Here is a 17,488-nt window from a genome sequence, read left to right on the forward strand (position 1 = left end):
GGAACACAGGATCGGCCAGAACAGGCAAGCAGAAAAGGACGTCGGGCCGCAGCCCGACGCCGAATTCCCGCGTACTGCTTCGAGGACCGGCGCGGGAACGAGAGGACTTCAGTATCTCCTCGCCCGCCCTTTTTTTAAGTGCTCGACCGCACACCGGCAATCAGGTGCCTGCTGCCCTCACGGATGGCGGATATAGTCCACCAGCGCGAGCGTATACGCGTCCGGCTTGCGATCGATGAGACTCACGCCGATCGCCACGAGAAAGCCTGCGGGCACACCGAACACGCCAGAGCTGATGGGCTCGATGCCAAACCATCGCGGGCCCGCAAAGCCCGTGAGTTGCGTGAAGAACGGGTACGTCGAGACGATGTAATAGACGCACACGGTCAGACCCGCGATCATGCCGGCCACGGCGCCCAGGCGCGTCGTGCGCTTCCAGAACACGCCGAGCACGAGCACGGGAAAAAGACTCGACGCCGCGAGCGAAAACGCGGCCCCCACCAGAAAAAGAATGTTCCCTGCGTTGAGCGACGCCACATACGAGGCGAACAGCGCCACGCCGAGCAGCAGGATCTTCGACATCGTCACGCGCCGCTGGCTCGACGCGCTCGGATCGACCATGTGGTAGTACACGTCGTGCGAAAGTACGTTCGAGATCGTGAGCAGCAGACCGTCCGCAGTCGAAAGCGCGGCCGCGAGCGCACCCGAGGCGATGAGCCCCGACATCACATACGGCAGCCCCGCAATTTCCGGCGCGGCGAGAACGACCATGTCAGGCTGCATCTGAATGTCGCTCCAGCGCACCACGCCGTCGTTGTTCATATCCGCAATGCTGATGAGGTACGGCTCGACGCGCCGCCATTGCATGACCCAATGCGGCAGGTCGTCGAAGCGCTGCCCCACCAGATGCGTGAGGATCTCGAACTTGATCAGCACCGCGAGCACCGGCACGGTCAGATAGAACAGCGCGACGAAAAAGAGCGTCCAGCCCACCGAGCGCCGCGCCGAGGCCACCGAGGTCGTCGTGTTGTAGCGCGTGAGTATGTGCGGCAGGCTCGCCGTGCCAAGCGAAAGGCACAGGAGCAGCGAAAGGAAGTTGCGTTGATGAATGCGGCGCTGCGCTTCGTCGCCGGCGGGAAACGGTTCGTTCATCGGCACGGGCGGCGTGGCGCGCTCGAGCAGGTCGTCGCGCTGGCGCGTCCACACCATGCGTGCGGCGTCCACGTCGCGCGGAAAGGCGTTGAGTTCACGCTGGAGTGAATCGATATCGCGCAGCGGGCCGTTGTGGCGGCGCAGGTCCGCGATCGATTCGACTAGGTGCGTCTTCTCCGCAACGTACGACTGCGGCAGCGTGTCGAGCCGCGTCTGCCATTGCGCCGCGCGCTGGCGGTAGGCGTCGCGTACGGTGGCTTCGGCACTCGCGCCGCGCACGTCGTGCTCGAGCGCTTCCACGCGCTGCATCACGTTGCCGTAGTCGACTTGCGGCAGCCAACCCAGGCCGTCGCGATGCGCGATCAACGAGACCGGAATCAGGATGGCCGCGATGAGAATGATGTATTGCGCGACCTGCGTCCACGTTACGGCACGCATGCCGCCGAGAAACGAACACACGAGAATGCCCGCCAGCCCGCAGAAAATGCCGATGGCGAAATCCACACCGATGAAGCGCGTGGCGATCAGCCCCACGCCCTGGATCTGCGCGACCAGATAGACGAACGAACAGAGGATGGTCGCGAGCACGGCGAGCGCACGCACGAGGTTGCTCGAAAAGCGCGTGCCGAGGAAATCGGGAATCGTGTAGCGGGCGAGCTTGCGCACGTACGGCGCGAGCAGGAAGGCGACGAGGCAATAGCCGCCCGTCCAGCCCATCAGGTAAGCCAGGCCGTCGTACCCGCTCGCGTAGAGCGAACCCGCAAGGCCGATGAACGACGCGGCGGAAAGCCAGTCGGCGGCCGTCGCCATGCCGTTGAAGAACGAGGGCACGCGCCGCCCCGCCACATAGTATTCAACGAGGTCCGAGGTGCGCGAAAGCAGCCCGATCACTGCATATACCGCGATCGGCACGAACAGGAACACATAGCCGATCCACATGCCGGGGCCGGTGGAAAGCTCGATGCGCCACATCACGTAGACGAAGGCGAGAAAGCCCAGCGTGTACAACGCGTAAGAGCGAATGAGCCGGTGCGCGAGCTTCATCGTTGCTGGGCCCTGCTCGCTTCGCGAATCGCAACGTCGGCTTCGAGTGCGGCTTGCAGCACGCGGTCGGCACGCTGCATCAGCACGATATAGATCGCGACGAGCAGCACGTAGAGCAGGATCGCGCCCTGTGCGCCGAGGTAGAACGGCAGGCTGAAGCCCGCGAAGCGCAGGTCGGCGAGCGCGCGCGCGAAGAGCGGCGCGACGAACGAGACGAGGAAGCCGATCGTCATCAGCACGGCGATCAGCGCGAGATTGAAGCGCCAGTATCGGCGATGCGCGCGCGCCATCGCCTCGCTCACCGGGGGTGGCTCAGGCAATGGATTGAGATTGTTCTGCGGAGTAGTGTGTGGCGCGGTCATGCGCCTGTGTAGCAAAAACGCGTATGACCGGCAATCCGGGGCAATGCGGGGATCGATGCGGCGCGCGGCGCCAGGCAAGGCGCCGCGCGAACCTCGGCGTTTAGAGCGATTCGCCGAGCTGGTCCAGAATCGCCGGGTTTTCCAGCGTGGAAACGTCCTGCGTGATCGCCTCGCCCTTGGCCAGCGAGCGCAGCAGACGGCGCATGATCTTGCCCGAGCGCGTCTTCGGCAGGTTCTCGCCGAAGCGGATGTCCTTGGGCTTGGCGATCGGCCCGATCTCCTTGCCCACCCAGGCGCGCAGATCGTTGGCGAGCTTCACGGCTTCGTCGCCCTGCGGACGCGTGGCCTTGAGCACCACGAACGCCACCACGGCTTCGCCGGTGGTGTCGTCGGGGCGGCCCACCACGGCGGCTTCGGCCACGAGCGGGTTCGCCACCAGCGCCGACTCGATTTCCATCGTGCCGAGGCGGTGGCCCGAGACGTTCAGCACGTCGTCGATCCGGCCCATGATCGTGAAGTAGCCCGTGTCCTTGTCGCGCACGCTGCCGTCACCGGCCAGATACAGCTTGCCGCCCAGTTCCTCGGGGAAGTAGCCCGACTTGTAGCGATCCGGGTTGCCCCAGACGTTGCGGATCATCGCGGGCCACGGACGCTTCACGACGAGAATGCCGCCCTGCCCGTTCGGCACGTCCTGGCCGGTTTCGTCGACGATCGCGGCCATGATGCCCGGCAGCGGCAGCGTGCACGATCCCGGCACGAGCGGCGTCGCGCCCGGCAGCGGCGTGATCATGTGGCCGCCCGTTTCGGTCTGCCACCACGTGTCGACGATCGGGCAGCGCTTGCCGCCCACGTTTTCGTAGTACCACATCCACGCTTCGGGATTGATCGGCTCGCCGACCGTGCCGAGAATGCGCAGCGAAGAAAGGTCATAGCTCTTCGGGTGCACCTTCGCGTCGGCTTCGGACATCTTGATGAGCGAGCGGATCGCCGTGGGCGCGGTGTAGAAGATCGTGACCTTGTGCTTCGCGATCATGTCCCAGAAGCGGCCTGCGTTCGGGAACGTCGGCACGCCTTCGAACACGACCTGGGTCGCGCCGATCGACAGCGGACCATAGGCGATATAGCTGTGGCCCGTGATCCAGCCGATGTCGGCCGTGCACCAGAACACGTCCGAGGGTTTGTAGTCGAAGGTCCACTTCATCGTTTGCGCGGCCCACAGCAGGTAGCCGCCCGTGCTGTGCTGCACGCCCTTCGGTTTGCCCGTCGAGCCCGACGTATAGAGGATGAAGAGCGGGTGTTCCGCGCCCACCGGCACCGGCGCACACGTATCGCTCTCGGCCGCCGAAAGTTCATGCATCCACTGGTCGCGGCCTTCGTGCCATGCAACCTTGCCGCCCGTGCGCTTGTAGACGATCACGCTGTGCACCGCTTCGCAGCCGCCCATGGCGAGCGCTTCGTCGGCGATGTTCTTCAGCGGCAGCGCCTTGCCGCCGCGCATCTGTTCGTCGGCGGTGATGAGCGCGACCGCGCCCACGTCGACCATGCGTTCGTTGAGCGACTTCGACGAGAAGCCGCCGAACACCACCGAGTGCGTAGCACCAATGCGCGCGCAAGCCTGCATGGCGACCACGCCTTCCACCGACATCGGCATGTAGATGACCACGCGGTCGCCCTTCTTCACGCCGCGTTTCTTCAGCGCATTGGCGAAGCGCGAAACGCGCGCGAGCAGGTCCTTGTAGGTGACGTTCGTGACGGTACCGTCGTCGGCTTCGAAGACGATCGCGACGCGCTCGCCATTGCCGGCTTCGACGTGGCGGTCGAGGCTGTTGTACGACGCATTGAGTTCGCCGTCTTCGAACCACGTGTAGAACGGCGCCTTCGATTCGTCGAGCACCTTCGTGAAGGGCTTTTGCCAGCTCAGGGTTTCGCGCGCGAGGCGCGCCCAGAAGCCTTCGTAATCGCGTTCGGCTTCGGCGCACAGCGCCTTGTATGCGTCCATGCCGGACACCGTGGCGCCAGCCACCGTTTGCTCGGAAGGCGCAAAGACGCGGCGTTCCTGAAGAACCGATTCAATCGCAGACATCGACAACCCCTTGGTGAAGATGAAACGTCAAATTCGTGGACACGCATGAGCATCTTCAATGCCCGTGCGCGCCGTCTCCGTGCGCTGCCGCCCGCATGCGGGCGCGCGCTATTGGCTTGCGCTGGGAGCCACCATTGTGGCATCGCAGCATGCATGGGTGCGCGAGACAAGCACGAACGTGCGCGATCTTCGCAAACCAACCCATGGCAGCAAGATTAAGCGTAGCAACTTACCGGCCACTTACGCGCGCCCATGCACCCAAGTGCAAGCAGCGCGCCATGGCACGCAAGTAAGCAGACATTTAGAATGCTAACTGAACTGCGCACCCGGATTCCAGCTTGAATCGCTATTCCCTGTTTCTCATTGCCTCGATGCTGCTCGTGGGCAGCAACGTCGGCATCGGCAAGTCGATTGTCGCCTTCATTCCCGTTCCACTGTTCGCGCTGCTGCGCTTCGTGATCGCTCTCGCGGTGCTCGGCCCGCTCCTGCGCCGCTCCAAAATGCGACAGGTGAAGCGTGACGAGTGGATCAATCTGTTCCTCCAGGCGCTGTTTGGGACATTCGGGTTTACGCTGCTGATGCTCGGCGGCGTGCATCGCACGAGCGCGGTCGCAGCCGGCGTCATCACGAGCACGATTCCCGCCGTGGTCGCCCTCTTCTCATGGCTCTTCCTGCGCGAGCGCCCCGACGCGCGCGCGCTCGCTTCCATCGTGCTCGCCATTGCGGGCATCGCGGTCATCAATCTCGCGCACGTGGGCGGCAACGGCGACACCGGCGCAAGCTCGTTCATCGGCAACCTGATGGTGCTCGGCGCGGTGTGCTGCGAATCGCTGTATGTGATCCTTTCGCGCCGTCTCACCCAGACGCTGGCGCCGCTCGATATCTGCGCATACACACACCTGTTCGGCTTTCTGCTGATGCTGCCCGTGGGGCTGCCCGGCGCACTGTCGTTCGATTTCGCGAGCGTGCCCGCGGGCATCTGGTGGCTCGCGCTCTGGTACGGGCTTTCTGCAAGCGTGTTCTCGTTCTGTCTCTGGATGATGGGCATTCGCCACGTGCCGGGCAGCATCGCCGGCGTGTTCACGGCCGTGCTGCCGGTGGCGGCGGCCGTGTATGGCATCGCGTTTCTCGGCGAGCGCCCCACGCCCGCGCACGGCATTGCGCTCGCCTGCGTGGTGGCCGGCATCGGGCTCGCGAGCCTCAAGATCAAGCGCCTGCCGCCGGTGGCCTCGTGACGACTTCGTAACCATGTTGAAAGTATTGGGGCACGTGCTGCGCTGCCGGAATCGCGGCGAGCCCTTCCTGCGACGCTGTACAATAGCGCCCGCCCGGCCCCTCGCGCGCTTCTTCTGGCCCTAACCAGACGACTCCGCTCAAGGCCCCGCCTGAATTCGCCACCGTGATTGCCCATGTCCGCCGCACGCCCCCAGCCGCCTTCCGCCGCCGCCCCGGGTAAAGCCCGTCGCCGCATGCGTCCGTTGCCCAGCATCATCTTCATGAGCCGCTGGCTGCAGGTGCCGCTCTACCTGGGCCTGATCGTCGCGCAAGCCGTGTACTGCGTGCTGTTCCTCAAGGAGGTCTGGCACCTCGTGAGCCACGCCACCACGCTCGACGAAACCAGCATCATGCTGGCCGTGCTCGGCCTGATCGACGTGGTGATGATCTCGAACCTGCTCATCATGGTGATCGTGGGCGGCTACGAGACCTTCGTCTCGCGCCTGAATCTCGAAGGCCATCCCGACGAGCCCGAATGGCTCGATCACGTGAACGCCGGCGTGCTCAAGGTGAAGCTCGCCATGGCGCTCATCAGCATTTCGTCGATCCACCTGCTCAAGACCTTCATCAATCCCGATGCCGCCTCGGCGCATACGGTGATGTGGCAGGTGATCATCCACGTGGCGTTCCTCGTCTCCGCGCTCGTGATGGCATGGATCGACCGCATCACCACGCATACGCACCCCGAACACTATCAGGAGCTCGCCGCACGCCATCCGGTGCCAGGCGGGCCCAACGCTGCGCGTCACGCGGTTCCCGAGCACGCCGAGTCCGACTAAACAGCGCACGCGGCACACATTATTCAAAACACCCGTCCCCACAGAAGCTAGCCATGACCGTCATCAAACAGGAAGACCTCATCCAGAGCATTGCGGATTCGCTGCAGTACATCAGCTACTACCATCCGCAGGACTACATCGAGGCGCTCGGCCGCGCATACGAGCTCGAAGAGAGCCCGGCCGCGAAGGACGCGATCGCGCAGATCCTCACCAACAGCCGCATGTGCGCCGAGGGCCGTCGCCCGATCTGCCAGGACACCGGCATCGTCACGATCTTCGTGAAGGTCGGCATGGACGTGCGTTGGGACGGCGCCACGATGGGCGTGACCGACATGATCAACGAAGGCGTGCGCCGCGGTTACCTGAACCCGGACAACGTGCTGCGCGCCTCGATCGTGAGCCCGCCCGAAGGCGGCCGCAAGAACACGAAGGACAACACGCCGGCCGTGATCCACTACGAGATCGTGCCGGGCGACAAGGTCGACGTGCAGGTTGCAGCCAAGGGCGGCGGCTCGGAGAACAAGTCGAAGTTCGTGATGCTCAACCCGTCCGACTCGATCGTCGACTGGGTGCTCAAGACCGTGCCGACGATGGGCGCGGGCTGGTGCCCGCCGGGCATGCTCGGCATCGGCATCGGCGGCACCGCTGAAAAGGCGATGCTGATGGCGAAGGAATCGTTGATGGAATCCATCGACATCCAGGACATCATCAAGCGCGGCCCCAAGGACTGGATCGAAGAGTTGCGCGTCGAACTGCACGAGAAGGTCAACGCGCTCGGCATCGGCGCGCAGGGTCTCGGCGGTCTCGCCACCGTGCTCGACGTCAAGATCATGGCCACGGCCACGCACGCGGCTTCGAAGCCCGTCGCGATGATCCCGAACTGCGCCGCCACGCGCCACGCGCACTTCGTGCTCGACGGCTCGGGCCCGGCGAAGCTCGAAGCGCCCTCGCTCGACGCATGGCCGAAGGTCAACTGGGAACCGAACACGGAAACGAGCAAGCGCGTTGACCTCAACACGCTCACGCCGGAAGAAGTCGCTTCGTGGAAGCCGGGCCAGACGCTCCTGCTCTCGGGCAAGATGCTCACGGGCCGCGACGCCGCGCACAAGCGCATCGCCGACATGCTTGCCAAGGGCGAGAAGCTGCCGGTGGACTTCAAGAACCGCGTGATTTACTACGTCGGCCCGGTCGATCCGGTGCGCGACGAAGTGGTCGGCCCGGCAGGCCCCACCACGGCCACGCGCATGGACAAGTTCACTGAGCTGATGCTCTCGCAAACGGGCCTCATCTCGATGGTCGGCAAGGCCGAGCGCGGCCCGGTCGCCATCGAGGCGATCAAGAAGCACAAGGCGGCTTACCTGATGGCGGTGGGCGGCGCGGCTTACCTCGTTTCGAAGGCGATCCGCGGCTCGAAGGTCCTCGCGTTCGAAGACCTCGGCATGGAAGCCATCTACGAGTTCGACGTGCAGGACATGCCGGTGACGGTCGCCGTCGATTCGTCGGGCACCTCGGTCCACAAGACGGGTCCCGCCGAATGGCAGGCGAAAATCGGCAAGATTCCGGTCGCCACGGTTTGATGCCTGCCTGATGCCTGTTTAAAAACCGGGGCCGCGCGCCCCGGTTTTTTTTGCGTCACGCGAGGCGTACTGAGATTAATTCTCAGCACTGAGTAAATCGCCGATATATACCGCAATTCAACGTGTATTCGGCCTTGGCTTTTGTGTATTGAGCGTTTATTGTTGGAAACCAGTCACCGCCCCACAAAGAAAGGAAAGACTATGCAAGGCGACAAGAAGGTCATCGAATATCTGAACGCGCAGCTCAAGAACGAGCTCACGGCTATCAATCAGTATTTCCTGCATGCCCGCATGTACAAGCACTGGGGCCTCGAGAAACTCGGCAAGCATGAATACGACGAATCGATCGGCGAAATGAAGCATGCCGATATGCTCATCGAGCGTATTTTCATGCTCGACGGTCTGCCGAACCTCCAGGACCTGCATAAACTGCTGATTGGCGAGGAAACCAAGGAAATTCTCGAGTGCGATTTGAAGCTCGAACAGATTTCACAGTCCACCTGCAAGGAAGCCATTGTTTATTGCGAATCGGTACGCGACTTCGTTTCGCGCGAGATTTTCGTGACGATTCTCGAAGACACCGAAGAGCACATCGACTGGCTCGAAACGCAGATCGACCTCATCGGCAAGATCGGCATCCAGAATTACCAGCAGTCGGCCATGGGTTCGGTAGAATCCTGATCGCGCGCCTCGCGCCCGCGCGCATCCGTCCGCCTTGCGGGTGCGCCCCAACCCTTTTGCGCCCACTCCCGTGAACCTACCGGTCTCTTCCAGCGCTGCGCCCGTCGGTATCTTCGACTCCGGCCTCGGCGGCCTCTCGGTGCTGCGCGCCGTGCGCGCGCTGCTGCCCGCGGAACGGCTCGTGTATGCCGCCGACTCGCGCTATGCCCCCTACGGCCAGCGCGACGACGACTTCATCGCGGACCGCACGCTCGCGATCTGCGAATGGCTCGTGGCGCAGGGTGCGAAGGCGCTGGTGGTGGCCTGCAATACGGCCACGGCGCAGTCCATCGCGCTCGTGCGCGAGCGGCTCTCCGTCCCGCTCATCGGGGTGGAGCCGGGGATCAAACCGGCGGCGCTGGTGTCGAAATCGCGCGTGGCCGGCGTCCTCGCCACCCAGGTCACGCTGCGCAGCGCGCGCTTTCAGGCGCTCGTGGAACGCCACGCGGCCGACCTGCGTGTGCTGTGCCAGCCGGGCCATGGCCTCGTGGAGGCCGTGGAGCGCTGCGACATCGGATCGGCGGAATTGCTGGCGCTGCTGCGCGCGTACGTCGAGCCCATGCTCGACGCGGGCGCGGACACGCTCGTGCTCGGCTGCACGCACTACCCGTTTCTCGACACGGCGATCCGCTCGATCGTCGGCGAACGCATGACGCTCGTCGACACGAGCGTCGCCATTGCGCGCCAGCTCGAACGTGTGCTCGACCAGCACGGCCTGCGCGCGAGCGGCGAGCCTGCCGGCGCGGGCGGCGACGACATGCGCTTCTGCTCGACGAGCGACGGTGCGCACTTGCACGAACTGGCGGCAGCGCTGCTGGGTCTCGACGCCAACGTCGAGCGCGTGGTCATCCCCTCGCGCCGCACGCGGGAGCTGGAAGCGAACGCGGCCTGACGCGCCGGCACCACACCAGGCGCGATTTGAGGTTTGCGATTCACACCTCGCCCGGGAGATGACGTTTCAACCCCGTTTCGGCGCACCTGACTCACCTGCCTCGTCCAGTCTGGCTCCTGTCAAAAGCCCCGCGGCTGGCTCCTGCGGCGATGCGCCACCCTCCCGACAGTAACGCAACGGGTAAGCTCTAGCCGGCTCGTCAAACGCCTTGACGAGCGCCCCACCTTGGCTCGTCTTTTCCTGACGTAAAGCAAAACCCCTGCTAACCATCCGGTTTTGTTACAAAAAATCCGTCTACCCGCTTGCCAAACCCAGCAAACATAATGATAATAATTCGCATTAACTCTCTCTATTGCGGTCCATCATGATTGTCTGCGTTTGCAAATCCGTCTCCGACCGGACGATCCGCGCCTCCATCCAGGAAGGCATGGATTCTTTCGACGAGCTGCAGTTCGAGCTCGGCGTCGCGACCTGCTGCGGCAAGTGCGAAGAATCCGTTCGTGACGTGATGGCGCAAAGCGGTGTCTGTGCGAGCCGCTGCGGGGTCACGCAACCGGCGCACCCCGCCGTGGTCCCCCATGCGGTTCCGCTCACGTTTTACGAGCGCAAGGCTGCCTGAAGCCATGGCGCGCATCCGGCTACCGATGCGCGCCCGCCCCGTCCGCCCGCTTAGCCAGCGGCGCCTCAGGCGCCACGCGCCGCGGACATCAAACCGCCGCCGACAGCAAGCCCGTCATCCGACCAGCCAGCTACCGCTCGTACCCCTCAAAGGAGGTCGTGATGGAATTGCTGCTCGGATTCGTAACGACGTTGTGCATCTCGCTGTTGATCTTTCGCAAATAAAGCTGCCCGACACAGCGCGCCGGTTCGCCTGCGCGCTGTCGTCCGCATGGCAGCCACGCTAAACATGCAGGCTTTCCAAACCACCGCTGGCACGCTGTCGTCTCCCTCCGTTCGCGTCAATCGTCGTGTCGTCACCGCGAGCGCGATCGTGATCGCGCTGCACGCCGCGCTCATCGCCGTCGTGCTGATGAAGCGCGAACCCGTGACGCCCGTCGCGCTTCAGTCGCAGACGATGACGGCCGAACTGCTCAAGCCCGAGCCGGTCGCCGCCCCCGCTGCGATTCAGTCCACGCCCACGCCGCCTCCACCGAAGCCGGTCCCGCACGTGACGCGCGAGAAGCCGAAGGTTCAGCCCAAGCCCAAGCCAACTCCGCTGCCCGTGGCCGAAGCGCCCTCGCAGCACGCAATCGAGTCGGCCGCGCCCACTGCGCCTACGCCTCCCGCTCCCACGCCGCCTGCTCCCGCTCCGCAAGCCGCGGCTGCCACCGACGCGAAGCCGACCATGGCGCTCTCGGCGCCGAAGAACGTCTCGCACCTCGACTGCCGCATCGTGCAGCCCGACTACCCAACGCTCTCGCGCCGGCGCGGCGAAACCGGCACGGCATTCGTGCACTTCGTCGTGGGCCTCACGGGCAAGATCGAGAACATCGAGCTGAAGAAGACGAGCGGTTCCACCCGCCTCGACGACGCCGCGCTCGACGCGATGCGTCAAAGCTCGTGCAAGCCGTACCTGGAAAACGGCGAAGCCGTCCGCGCGGCCTACACGCAACCATTCGAGTTCAGCCTGAACAATTGACCGGCTGAAGTCACACGCTTCCATGAATTGAATAAAGAGGATCAGGAATGCAGAACTACGGTATCGCCCACGTCTGGGCGCAAGGGGATTTCGTGACACGCGGCATCGCGCTCGCGCTGTTGATCATGTCGGTGCTGTCGTGGTGCGTGATCGTCGTGAAAGGCTGGAATGTCGCGCGCCTCAAACGCCTCACGAAGAACGCAGAGCAGCAGTTCTGGCACTCGGACGATCTCGCCGACGGCGTGAAGAAGCTCGGCAGCGGCTCGCGCGAAGACAACCCGTTCCTCGCGCTTGCGCTTTCGGGCCAGGAAGCCGCCGATCACCATCACCAGACGCAGCCGCATCTGCACGACCGCATGGACGTGTCGGACTGGGTTACGCGCTGCCTGAAGGACACGATGGACGAATCCGTCGCGAAGATGCAAAGCGGCCTCGCCATTCTCGCCTCGATCGGCAGCACGGCGCCGTTCGTCGGCCTGTTCGGCACGGTGTGGGGCATCTATCACGCACTGCTTACGATTGGTGCGACGGGTCAAACCTCGATCGACGCCGTGGCCGGTCCCGTTGGCGAAGCGCTCATCATGACCGCCTTCGGCCTCTTCGTCGCGATCCCCGCCGTGCTCGGCTACAACGCCCTCACCCGCGCCAACAAGGCGATCGTCACGAAGCTCAACCGCTTCGCGCACGGCCTGCATGCCTTCTTCGTGACGGGCGCGCGCCTCACCTCCACCGCACGTGGCGGCGCAAAAGACGGCAACACGAGCAACCTGCGTGTCGCTGCACGTAGCCACTAAAGAGCGGAGGCAAGCATCATGGCGATGAGCCCCTTTGCCAGCGACGACGACGATGGCCTGATGAACGAAATCAACATGACGCCGCTCGTCGACGTCATGTTGGTTCTCCTGATCGTTTTCATGGTGACGATTCCGGTGATTCGTCACGCCGTGAAGATCGATCTGCCGCATGCGAGCAGCCAGAAGGAAGACACGAAGCCCGCGCAGATCAACATCTCGATCGAAGCGGACGGCACCGTGCTGTGGGACGGCACGCAGGTCGACGACGCGGCGCTGAACCAGAAGATCGCGGCCGCTGCGCAAACCACGCCGCAACCGGAACTCCATCTGAACGCGGACCGCAAGGTGCAATACGAACGCGTCGCGCAAGTGATGTCTGCGGCGCAAAGCGGCGGCCTCACGAAGCTCGGCTTCGTCACCGACCCTGCGCATCACTGATCGCAATACTGCGCGCAGTACGCTTAATTCAGCGGTACAAAGTAAAAGGCCTTCATCGTCAGATGAAGGCCTTTTTTCGTGCGCACGCGGCGCATTCGGGCGGTGGCGGCGACTCCCCGACAATCGATCGGTTCACGCCGGCACATGCGACTGCCGTGGGCAACACGGACTGCGCTTTCGGCCCTGAAGGCCCACTATGATAGCGGCCATCAATTCCCGCTCAAGACCGGTGCTTGGCGAGAAGGACTCCAATATATTCCTCTCGAGTCGCACCTTCAAGAGTTAGGCCATTGAAAGTAGCGATGGCCGCTCACGCTTGAATGCCTAAAAACAAATGGCGCTATACGTTGCGCAAAAATGCACTGCGTGAAAACTCAAGTTTCATACAAGCGCACGCGCGTGCACGTTCGCAAAGCTTCATGCAGTTTCGATCCTGCTCGCGCTCTTTGTGCGCGACAGCCCAACCTGCCCGGCGGGTGCACTCTGCCCTTCCGCTTTCGGCGCAAGCGCGGCGATGTCGCTTTTCAGCGGACATTCCTGCTGCAAGCCCTTATCGGCATCGAGCACTTCCACGAGGTAATCGACGAAGGCACGCACGGCCGGAACCATGCCCTGGCGCGAGAGAAATACCGCATAGAGTTGCGGCACCGGCAGCGTCCAGCCCGGCATCACTGGTGAAAGCTTGCCCGAGCGCAGTGCAGCACCGTACATCATCTCCGGTAATGCCGCGATGCCGAGGCCTTGCAGCGCCGCTTCACGAATCGTCGTGAGGTCCGCGGTGATGAGGCGCGGCTCGTGTTCGTGCGCGTGGCGCGTGCCATCGGGGGCGATGAGCTGGAACACGTGGCGGCCGTCGCCCGTGGGCGTATCGAGCGTTTCGAAGCGCGCGAGGTCTTCCGGCGTGAGCGGCGGCGCGTTCTGCGCGAGCAGGCTCGGCGCGCCCACCAGCATCTGCTCGGTGCGCCACAGCGGACGCACCACGATATTGGCGTTCTGTGGCGGTTCCGAGCGCACGCGCAGCGCAATATCCACGGAGTCTTCGAACAGGTCGATCACGCGGTTCGTCACGCGCATCACCACCCGCACCTCGGGGTAGCGATGCATGAATTCCGGAATGACCTGCGAAAAGATCGTCTGCGAAAGCGTGACGGGCACGCTCACGCGCACCGTGCCGCGCGGCGACGAGCGCAGCGACTGAACGACGTTCACCGCCGCCTGCGCTTCGGCGAGCATCGATCGGCAATGCTGGTAGAAGAGTTCGCCCGCTTCGGTGAGCGCGAGCTTGCGCGTGGAACGCTGTAACAGGCGCACGCCGAGCGAGGCCTCGAGTTCGCTTACCCGCCGCGACAGACGCGACTTCGAGATGCCGAGCACGCGTTCCGCAGCGGAAAAGCCGCCATGCTCGATCACCTGCGAAAAGTACATCAGGTCGTTGAGGTTATGCGAATCGATTTTCATGTCGTCGTTCCAGCGATGGGACAATCCATTGCGATGAGGCCGTAAAACAGGCCAAATTGGCTACCTATAATAGCGGTTTGTTTCGCATATAACGCAATTCCCACAATTCGAGGTGATATCCATGACCACGACCCGTACGATCGAACGCGTGTATCCCGCGGTTCGCACCACCGAGGGTGGCGGATTCATCGTCCATCGGCCGTTCCCGACCCGCCAGTTGATGGACTTCGATCCGTTCCTGTTGCTCGACGAAATGGGCCCCGTCGATTACGCGCCCGGCGAGGCCAAGGGCGCGCCCGACCATCCGCACCGCGGCTTCGAAACCGTCACCTATATGGTCGAAGGCCGCTTCGGCCACAAGGACTCGGCGGGCCATTCGGGCACGCTGCGCCCCGGCGACGTGCAATGGATGACGGCCGGCGCGGGCGTGATCCACAGCGAAATGCCCGACCCCGAATTCACGCGTACGGGCGGCCGCATGCATGGCCTGCAGTTGTGGGTGAACCTGCCCGCGCGCGACAAGATGATGGCGCCGCGCTACCAGGAGCTGCCAACGGAGCAGATTCCGGTGGGCCGCTCGAAGGACGGCAACGTCTCGGTGAAGGTGATCGCCGGCGAAGCGCTGGGCGTGAAGGCCGCGATCGAAACGCGCACCCCCATCCTCTACCAGCACTTCACGCTCGCGCCCGGCGCGCGCGTGGAGCAGCCGGTGCCGAGCGACTATCGCGTGTTTGCGTACGGCCTCTCGGGCACGGGTCTGTACGGGCCCGACGCTCAGGCCATCGATGCCCAGCAGATGGTGACCTTCGCGAGCGACGGCGACACCGTCACGCTCGCCGCCCCGGCTGACGCGAGCGGTCCGCTCAGCGTCCTGTTGATCGGCGGCGTGCCGCTGAACGAGCCGGTCGTGCGCTACGGCCCGTTCGTGATGAACACGGAGCAGGAGATCCGCCAGGCCGTGCTCGACTATCAGGCCGGGCGCATGGGGCGCATCGCTCACTGAAACCGGGCAGCGCAGCGACGCGGGTTTCCGAAGCATCGCTACAGGTCCGCCCGCTTTCCGTCACAATAAGGTTTCTGGGGCGCGCATCGCAGGGTGCGCGCCCGTCCCTCTTTAACCGTCCCGCCCGCGAGGAGCGCATGGCCGAACCCGCAGTCACCGCACACATTGGCTCGACGAACTACCAGGTCCAGTTCGACGACGGCACCCACACCTGGATCGCCGACGAACCCGCCTCCCTCGGCGGCGGCGACCGCGGACCGTCGCCCTTCTCGCTCCTGCTCTCGAGCCTGGGCGCCTGCACCTCCATCACGCTGAAGATGTATGCGCAGCGCAAGGAGTGGCCGCTCGAAGGCGTACGCGTGAAGCTCACGATGGAAACCGGCAGCGAAGGCACGAAGATCGACCGCCAGATCGTGCTCGAAGGCGCGCTCACCGAAGAGCAGCGCGAGCGCCTGCTGCAGATCGCCAACGCCTGCCCGGTCCACAAGGTTCTCACGAACACGATCACGATCCGCACGGGTCTCGTCGTCGCCTGAGCGGCGGCGCACGGACACAGACACAGGAAGGCGCCGCCTTGAATTTCGAACACCTCATCCAGATCAACGATCCGCTGAACCCGCTCGTGGAGGCCATGACGCGCGAGCAGCTCTGGGAAGGGCTCGTGCTGCGCGCCGAGCAGCCGCAGCTCTTCGTGATCGGGCTAGACAGCTGCACGATCCTCTCGCGCACCGAGAGCACGATGGAGCGCGAGTTGCACTATGGCCACGCCACGGTCCGCGATCGCGTCACGCTCACGCCCAACGAGAGCGTGCGCTACGACATCATGGCGACCGCCGAGTACGTGGGCGGCTCGCTGACGATGACGATCGAACAGCCCGATCCGCTACAGCTCTTTCTGCGCTTCGAGTACCGCACGACGCTGCCGACTGCCGATACCGAGGACGACCGGCAGACGTCCGAGATCGTGAAGTCGGCCTATCGCGAGTCGGACATCGACACCGTGCGCCTCATCCGCCAGTTCGTGCAGGGTGACGGCAGCGCGCCGAACGCGCTGCACTGAAGCCCCCGGCGCTTGCCCTCCCGCCCTGCGCGGCGCGGCAAGCGCCGATTCACGCTACGGCTCGCTTCGGCTCAGGCTATCGGCATTCGATTTCGATGAATATCTCGTAGTTGCAAATACGAACTATTATCATTTAGAATTCATCCATCGAATCGAGACAAAGACGTCACGTTCATGACCGAACTGAACCGCACCTCCACGCTAAGCCTGCGCCGCAACGGCAGCTCGGCATTGACCAGCGCGCGGCCGAAGCCCGTCGTCGCAGAGCCCAAGCCGCGCAAGAGCACCGCGCCGGCAGCCGCCGCGGCAAGCGACGAGAGGAAACTGGATAGCGCGGCGCTGCTGCAAGGCCGCAGCCATGTGAGCATCATGCACAACGGCGAAACGTATCAGCTGCGGGCCACCCGGCTCGGCAAGCTGATCCTGACGAAATAGGTTTCACGCAGTTTTCAACCGGGTATTGTGGGGACCGCCTCCACCGAGAGGCGTTGGGGCATTAGCCAGCAACGACGGCTTGCACGCGAGATCTAGACCCCTTCGTGCAGACATCCTTCAAGCTTCAAGCCAGCCGTCGAAGCAAGCCACGCCATTTTTTTGTTCTCATACCAGATCGGGGCGGCGCGCGAAGCGTGAGCCGCCCGAGGCAAGAGCCGCGGCATCCGTCCGCGGCTTTTGTTTTTTCTGGCGTCGTCGAGCGCGACGGTGGATGGGCCTACTCCGCGCCGAGCGCTGCGATGCCCGCGCGCGCAATGGCGGCATCCTGATCGGACTTCACGCCCGAGACCCCTACCGCGCCAATGACGTCGCCCTTCACGATCACGGGGACGCCGCCTTCCAGCATGCCGGTGAGGGGCGCGCTCAGGAACGCCGTGCGGCCCTGCTTGATCACTTCCTCGTACACCTTGCTCTCGCGGCGGCCCAGCGACGCGGTGCGGGCCTTGGCCACGGCGATCTCCGCGGTGATGGGCGGGGCGCTATCGAGGCGGCGCAGATACAGCAGATGGCCGCCATCGTCGACGATGGCGATCGTCACGTTCCATTCGTTCGAGCGGGCGTGCGCGACGGCTGCGTCGGCTACCCGGATCACGTCTTCATCGGTCAGTACTGCTCGCGTTCGCATGCGTGTCTCCGAAAAGTCAAAAACCGGGCTTGGCGAAATCGCCAACCCGGTTTTGAGAGTAACACCCAGACTTGCGCTGCGACGCGCTGATC

Annotated in this window: 18 protein-coding genes; 13 read left to right on the top strand and 5 right to left on the bottom strand. The window is 64.1% G+C overall.

The window, feature by feature from the left end; translation table 11 throughout:
• Nucleotides 1–177 precede the first annotated feature (177 nt).
• From E1N52_RS14935 to acs, 3 genes are all read right to left on the bottom strand, one after another.
• Nucleotides 178–2,196: a sodium:solute symporter family protein gene (locus E1N52_RS14935; protein ID WP_133183529.1), complete on the bottom strand. Its 2,019-nt coding sequence runs from the start codon at nucleotides 2,194–2,196 to the stop codon at nucleotides 178–180.
• Nucleotides 2,193–2,558: a DUF4212 domain-containing protein gene (locus E1N52_RS14940; protein ID WP_133183530.1), complete on the bottom strand. Its 366-nt coding sequence runs from the start codon at nucleotides 2,556–2,558 to the stop codon at nucleotides 2,193–2,195. The genes E1N52_RS14935 and E1N52_RS14940 overlap by 4 nt, the downstream gene beginning before the upstream one ends.
• A 100-nt stretch (nucleotides 2,559–2,658) precedes the next feature.
• Nucleotides 2,659–4,641 (bottom strand): acetate--CoA ligase, encoded by a 1,983-nt coding sequence (gene acs, locus E1N52_RS14945; protein ID WP_133183531.1) that lies wholly within the window; start codon nucleotides 4,639–4,641, stop codon nucleotides 2,659–2,661.
• Between the two features lie 338 nt (nucleotides 4,642–4,979).
• Between acs and E1N52_RS14950 the strand changes: the two genes are divergently transcribed.
• The 9 genes from E1N52_RS14950 to E1N52_RS14990 all read left to right on the top strand — a co-directional run bounded on the left by E1N52_RS14950 (nucleotide 4,980) and on the right by E1N52_RS14990 (nucleotide 12,755).
• On the top strand, nucleotides 4,980–5,876 hold the full coding sequence (locus E1N52_RS14950; protein ID WP_133183532.1) for a DMT family transporter: 897 nt from the start codon (nucleotides 4,980–4,982) through the stop codon (nucleotides 5,874–5,876).
• 174 nt (nucleotides 5,877–6,050) lie between these two features.
• Nucleotides 6,051–6,695 (top strand): TIGR00645 family protein, encoded by a 645-nt coding sequence (locus E1N52_RS14955; protein WP_133183533.1) that lies wholly within the window; start codon nucleotides 6,051–6,053, stop codon nucleotides 6,693–6,695.
• A 53-nt stretch (nucleotides 6,696–6,748) separates the two neighbouring features.
• Nucleotides 6,749–8,272, top strand: a complete 1,524-nt coding sequence (locus tag E1N52_RS14960; protein WP_069262504.1) for a fumarate hydratase — start codon at nucleotides 6,749–6,751, stop codon at nucleotides 8,270–8,272.
• A 201-nt stretch (nucleotides 8,273–8,473) separates the two neighbouring features.
• Complete coding sequence (gene bfr, locus E1N52_RS14965) at nucleotides 8,474–8,953, top strand: bacterioferritin (RefSeq protein ID WP_110857464.1); 480 nt, start codon at nucleotides 8,474–8,476, stop codon at nucleotides 8,951–8,953.
• A 70-nt stretch (nucleotides 8,954–9,023) separates the two neighbouring features.
• On the top strand, nucleotides 9,024–9,884 hold the full coding sequence (gene murI, locus E1N52_RS14970) for a glutamate racemase (protein ID WP_246089072.1): 861 nt from the start codon (nucleotides 9,024–9,026) through the stop codon (nucleotides 9,882–9,884).
• A gap of 364 nt (nucleotides 9,885–10,248) precedes the next feature.
• Nucleotides 10,249–10,503 carry a (2Fe-2S)-binding protein gene (locus E1N52_RS14975; RefSeq protein ID WP_028208420.1) on the top strand — a complete coding sequence of 85 codons (255 nt, stop codon included), beginning with the start codon at nucleotides 10,249–10,251 and terminating at the stop codon, nucleotides 10,501–10,503.
• 288 nt (nucleotides 10,504–10,791) lie between these two features.
• Complete coding sequence (locus tag E1N52_RS14980) at nucleotides 10,792–11,523, top strand: energy transducer TonB (RefSeq protein WP_133183535.1); 732 nt, start codon at nucleotides 10,792–10,794, stop codon at nucleotides 11,521–11,523.
• Nucleotides 11,524–11,570: 47 nt separating this feature from the next.
• The gene (locus E1N52_RS14985) at nucleotides 11,571–12,317 is read left to right on the top strand and encodes a MotA/TolQ/ExbB proton channel family protein (RefSeq protein ID WP_133183536.1); all 747 of its coding nucleotides are present in this window, start codon (nucleotides 11,571–11,573) and stop codon (nucleotides 12,315–12,317) included.
• Between the two features lie 18 nt (nucleotides 12,318–12,335).
• Nucleotides 12,336–12,755: an ExbD/TolR family protein gene (locus tag E1N52_RS14990; protein WP_133183537.1), complete on the top strand. Its 420-nt coding sequence runs from the start codon at nucleotides 12,336–12,338 to the stop codon at nucleotides 12,753–12,755.
• Between the two features lie 417 nt (nucleotides 12,756–13,172).
• On the opposite strand, the gene E1N52_RS14995 is transcribed toward E1N52_RS14990, so the two are convergent.
• Nucleotides 13,173–14,213 carry a LysR family transcriptional regulator gene (locus tag E1N52_RS14995; protein ID WP_246089073.1) on the bottom strand — a complete coding sequence of 347 codons (1,041 nt, stop codon included), beginning with the start codon at nucleotides 14,211–14,213 and terminating at the stop codon, nucleotides 13,173–13,175.
• A gap of 121 nt (nucleotides 14,214–14,334) precedes the next feature.
• Here E1N52_RS14995 and E1N52_RS15000 point away from each other — a divergent pair, with 121 nt between their 5' ends.
• From E1N52_RS15000 to hemP, 4 genes are all read left to right on the top strand, one after another.
• Nucleotides 14,335–15,216, top strand: a complete 882-nt coding sequence (locus E1N52_RS15000) for a pirin family protein (protein ID WP_133183538.1) — start codon at nucleotides 14,335–14,337, stop codon at nucleotides 15,214–15,216.
• Nucleotides 15,217–15,353: 137 nt separating this feature from the next.
• Complete coding sequence (locus E1N52_RS15005) at nucleotides 15,354–15,752, top strand: OsmC family protein (protein ID WP_133183539.1); 399 nt, start codon at nucleotides 15,354–15,356, stop codon at nucleotides 15,750–15,752.
• Between the two features lie 38 nt (nucleotides 15,753–15,790).
• On the top strand, nucleotides 15,791–16,276 hold the full coding sequence (locus tag E1N52_RS15010) for an SRPBCC family protein (RefSeq protein WP_133183540.1): 486 nt from the start codon (nucleotides 15,791–15,793) through the stop codon (nucleotides 16,274–16,276).
• Between the two features lie 174 nt (nucleotides 16,277–16,450).
• On the top strand, nucleotides 16,451–16,711 hold the full coding sequence (gene hemP / locus E1N52_RS15015; protein ID WP_133183541.1) for a hemin uptake protein HemP: 261 nt from the start codon (nucleotides 16,451–16,453) through the stop codon (nucleotides 16,709–16,711).
• Nucleotides 16,712–16,988: 277 nt separating this feature from the next.
• Here the strand turns inward: hemP and E1N52_RS15020 are convergent, their stop codons facing one another.
• Nucleotides 16,989–17,396: a GlcG/HbpS family heme-binding protein gene (locus E1N52_RS15020; protein ID WP_133183542.1), complete on the bottom strand. Its 408-nt coding sequence runs from the start codon at nucleotides 17,394–17,396 to the stop codon at nucleotides 16,989–16,991.
• Between the last annotated feature and the right edge of the window lie 92 nt (nucleotides 17,397–17,488).

The sequence above is a fragment of the Paraburkholderia guartelaensis genome (genome assembly GCF_004353905.1).
In the GTDB taxonomy this organism is placed as follows: Bacteria; Pseudomonadota; Gammaproteobacteria; order Burkholderiales; family Burkholderiaceae; genus Paraburkholderia; species Paraburkholderia guartelaensis.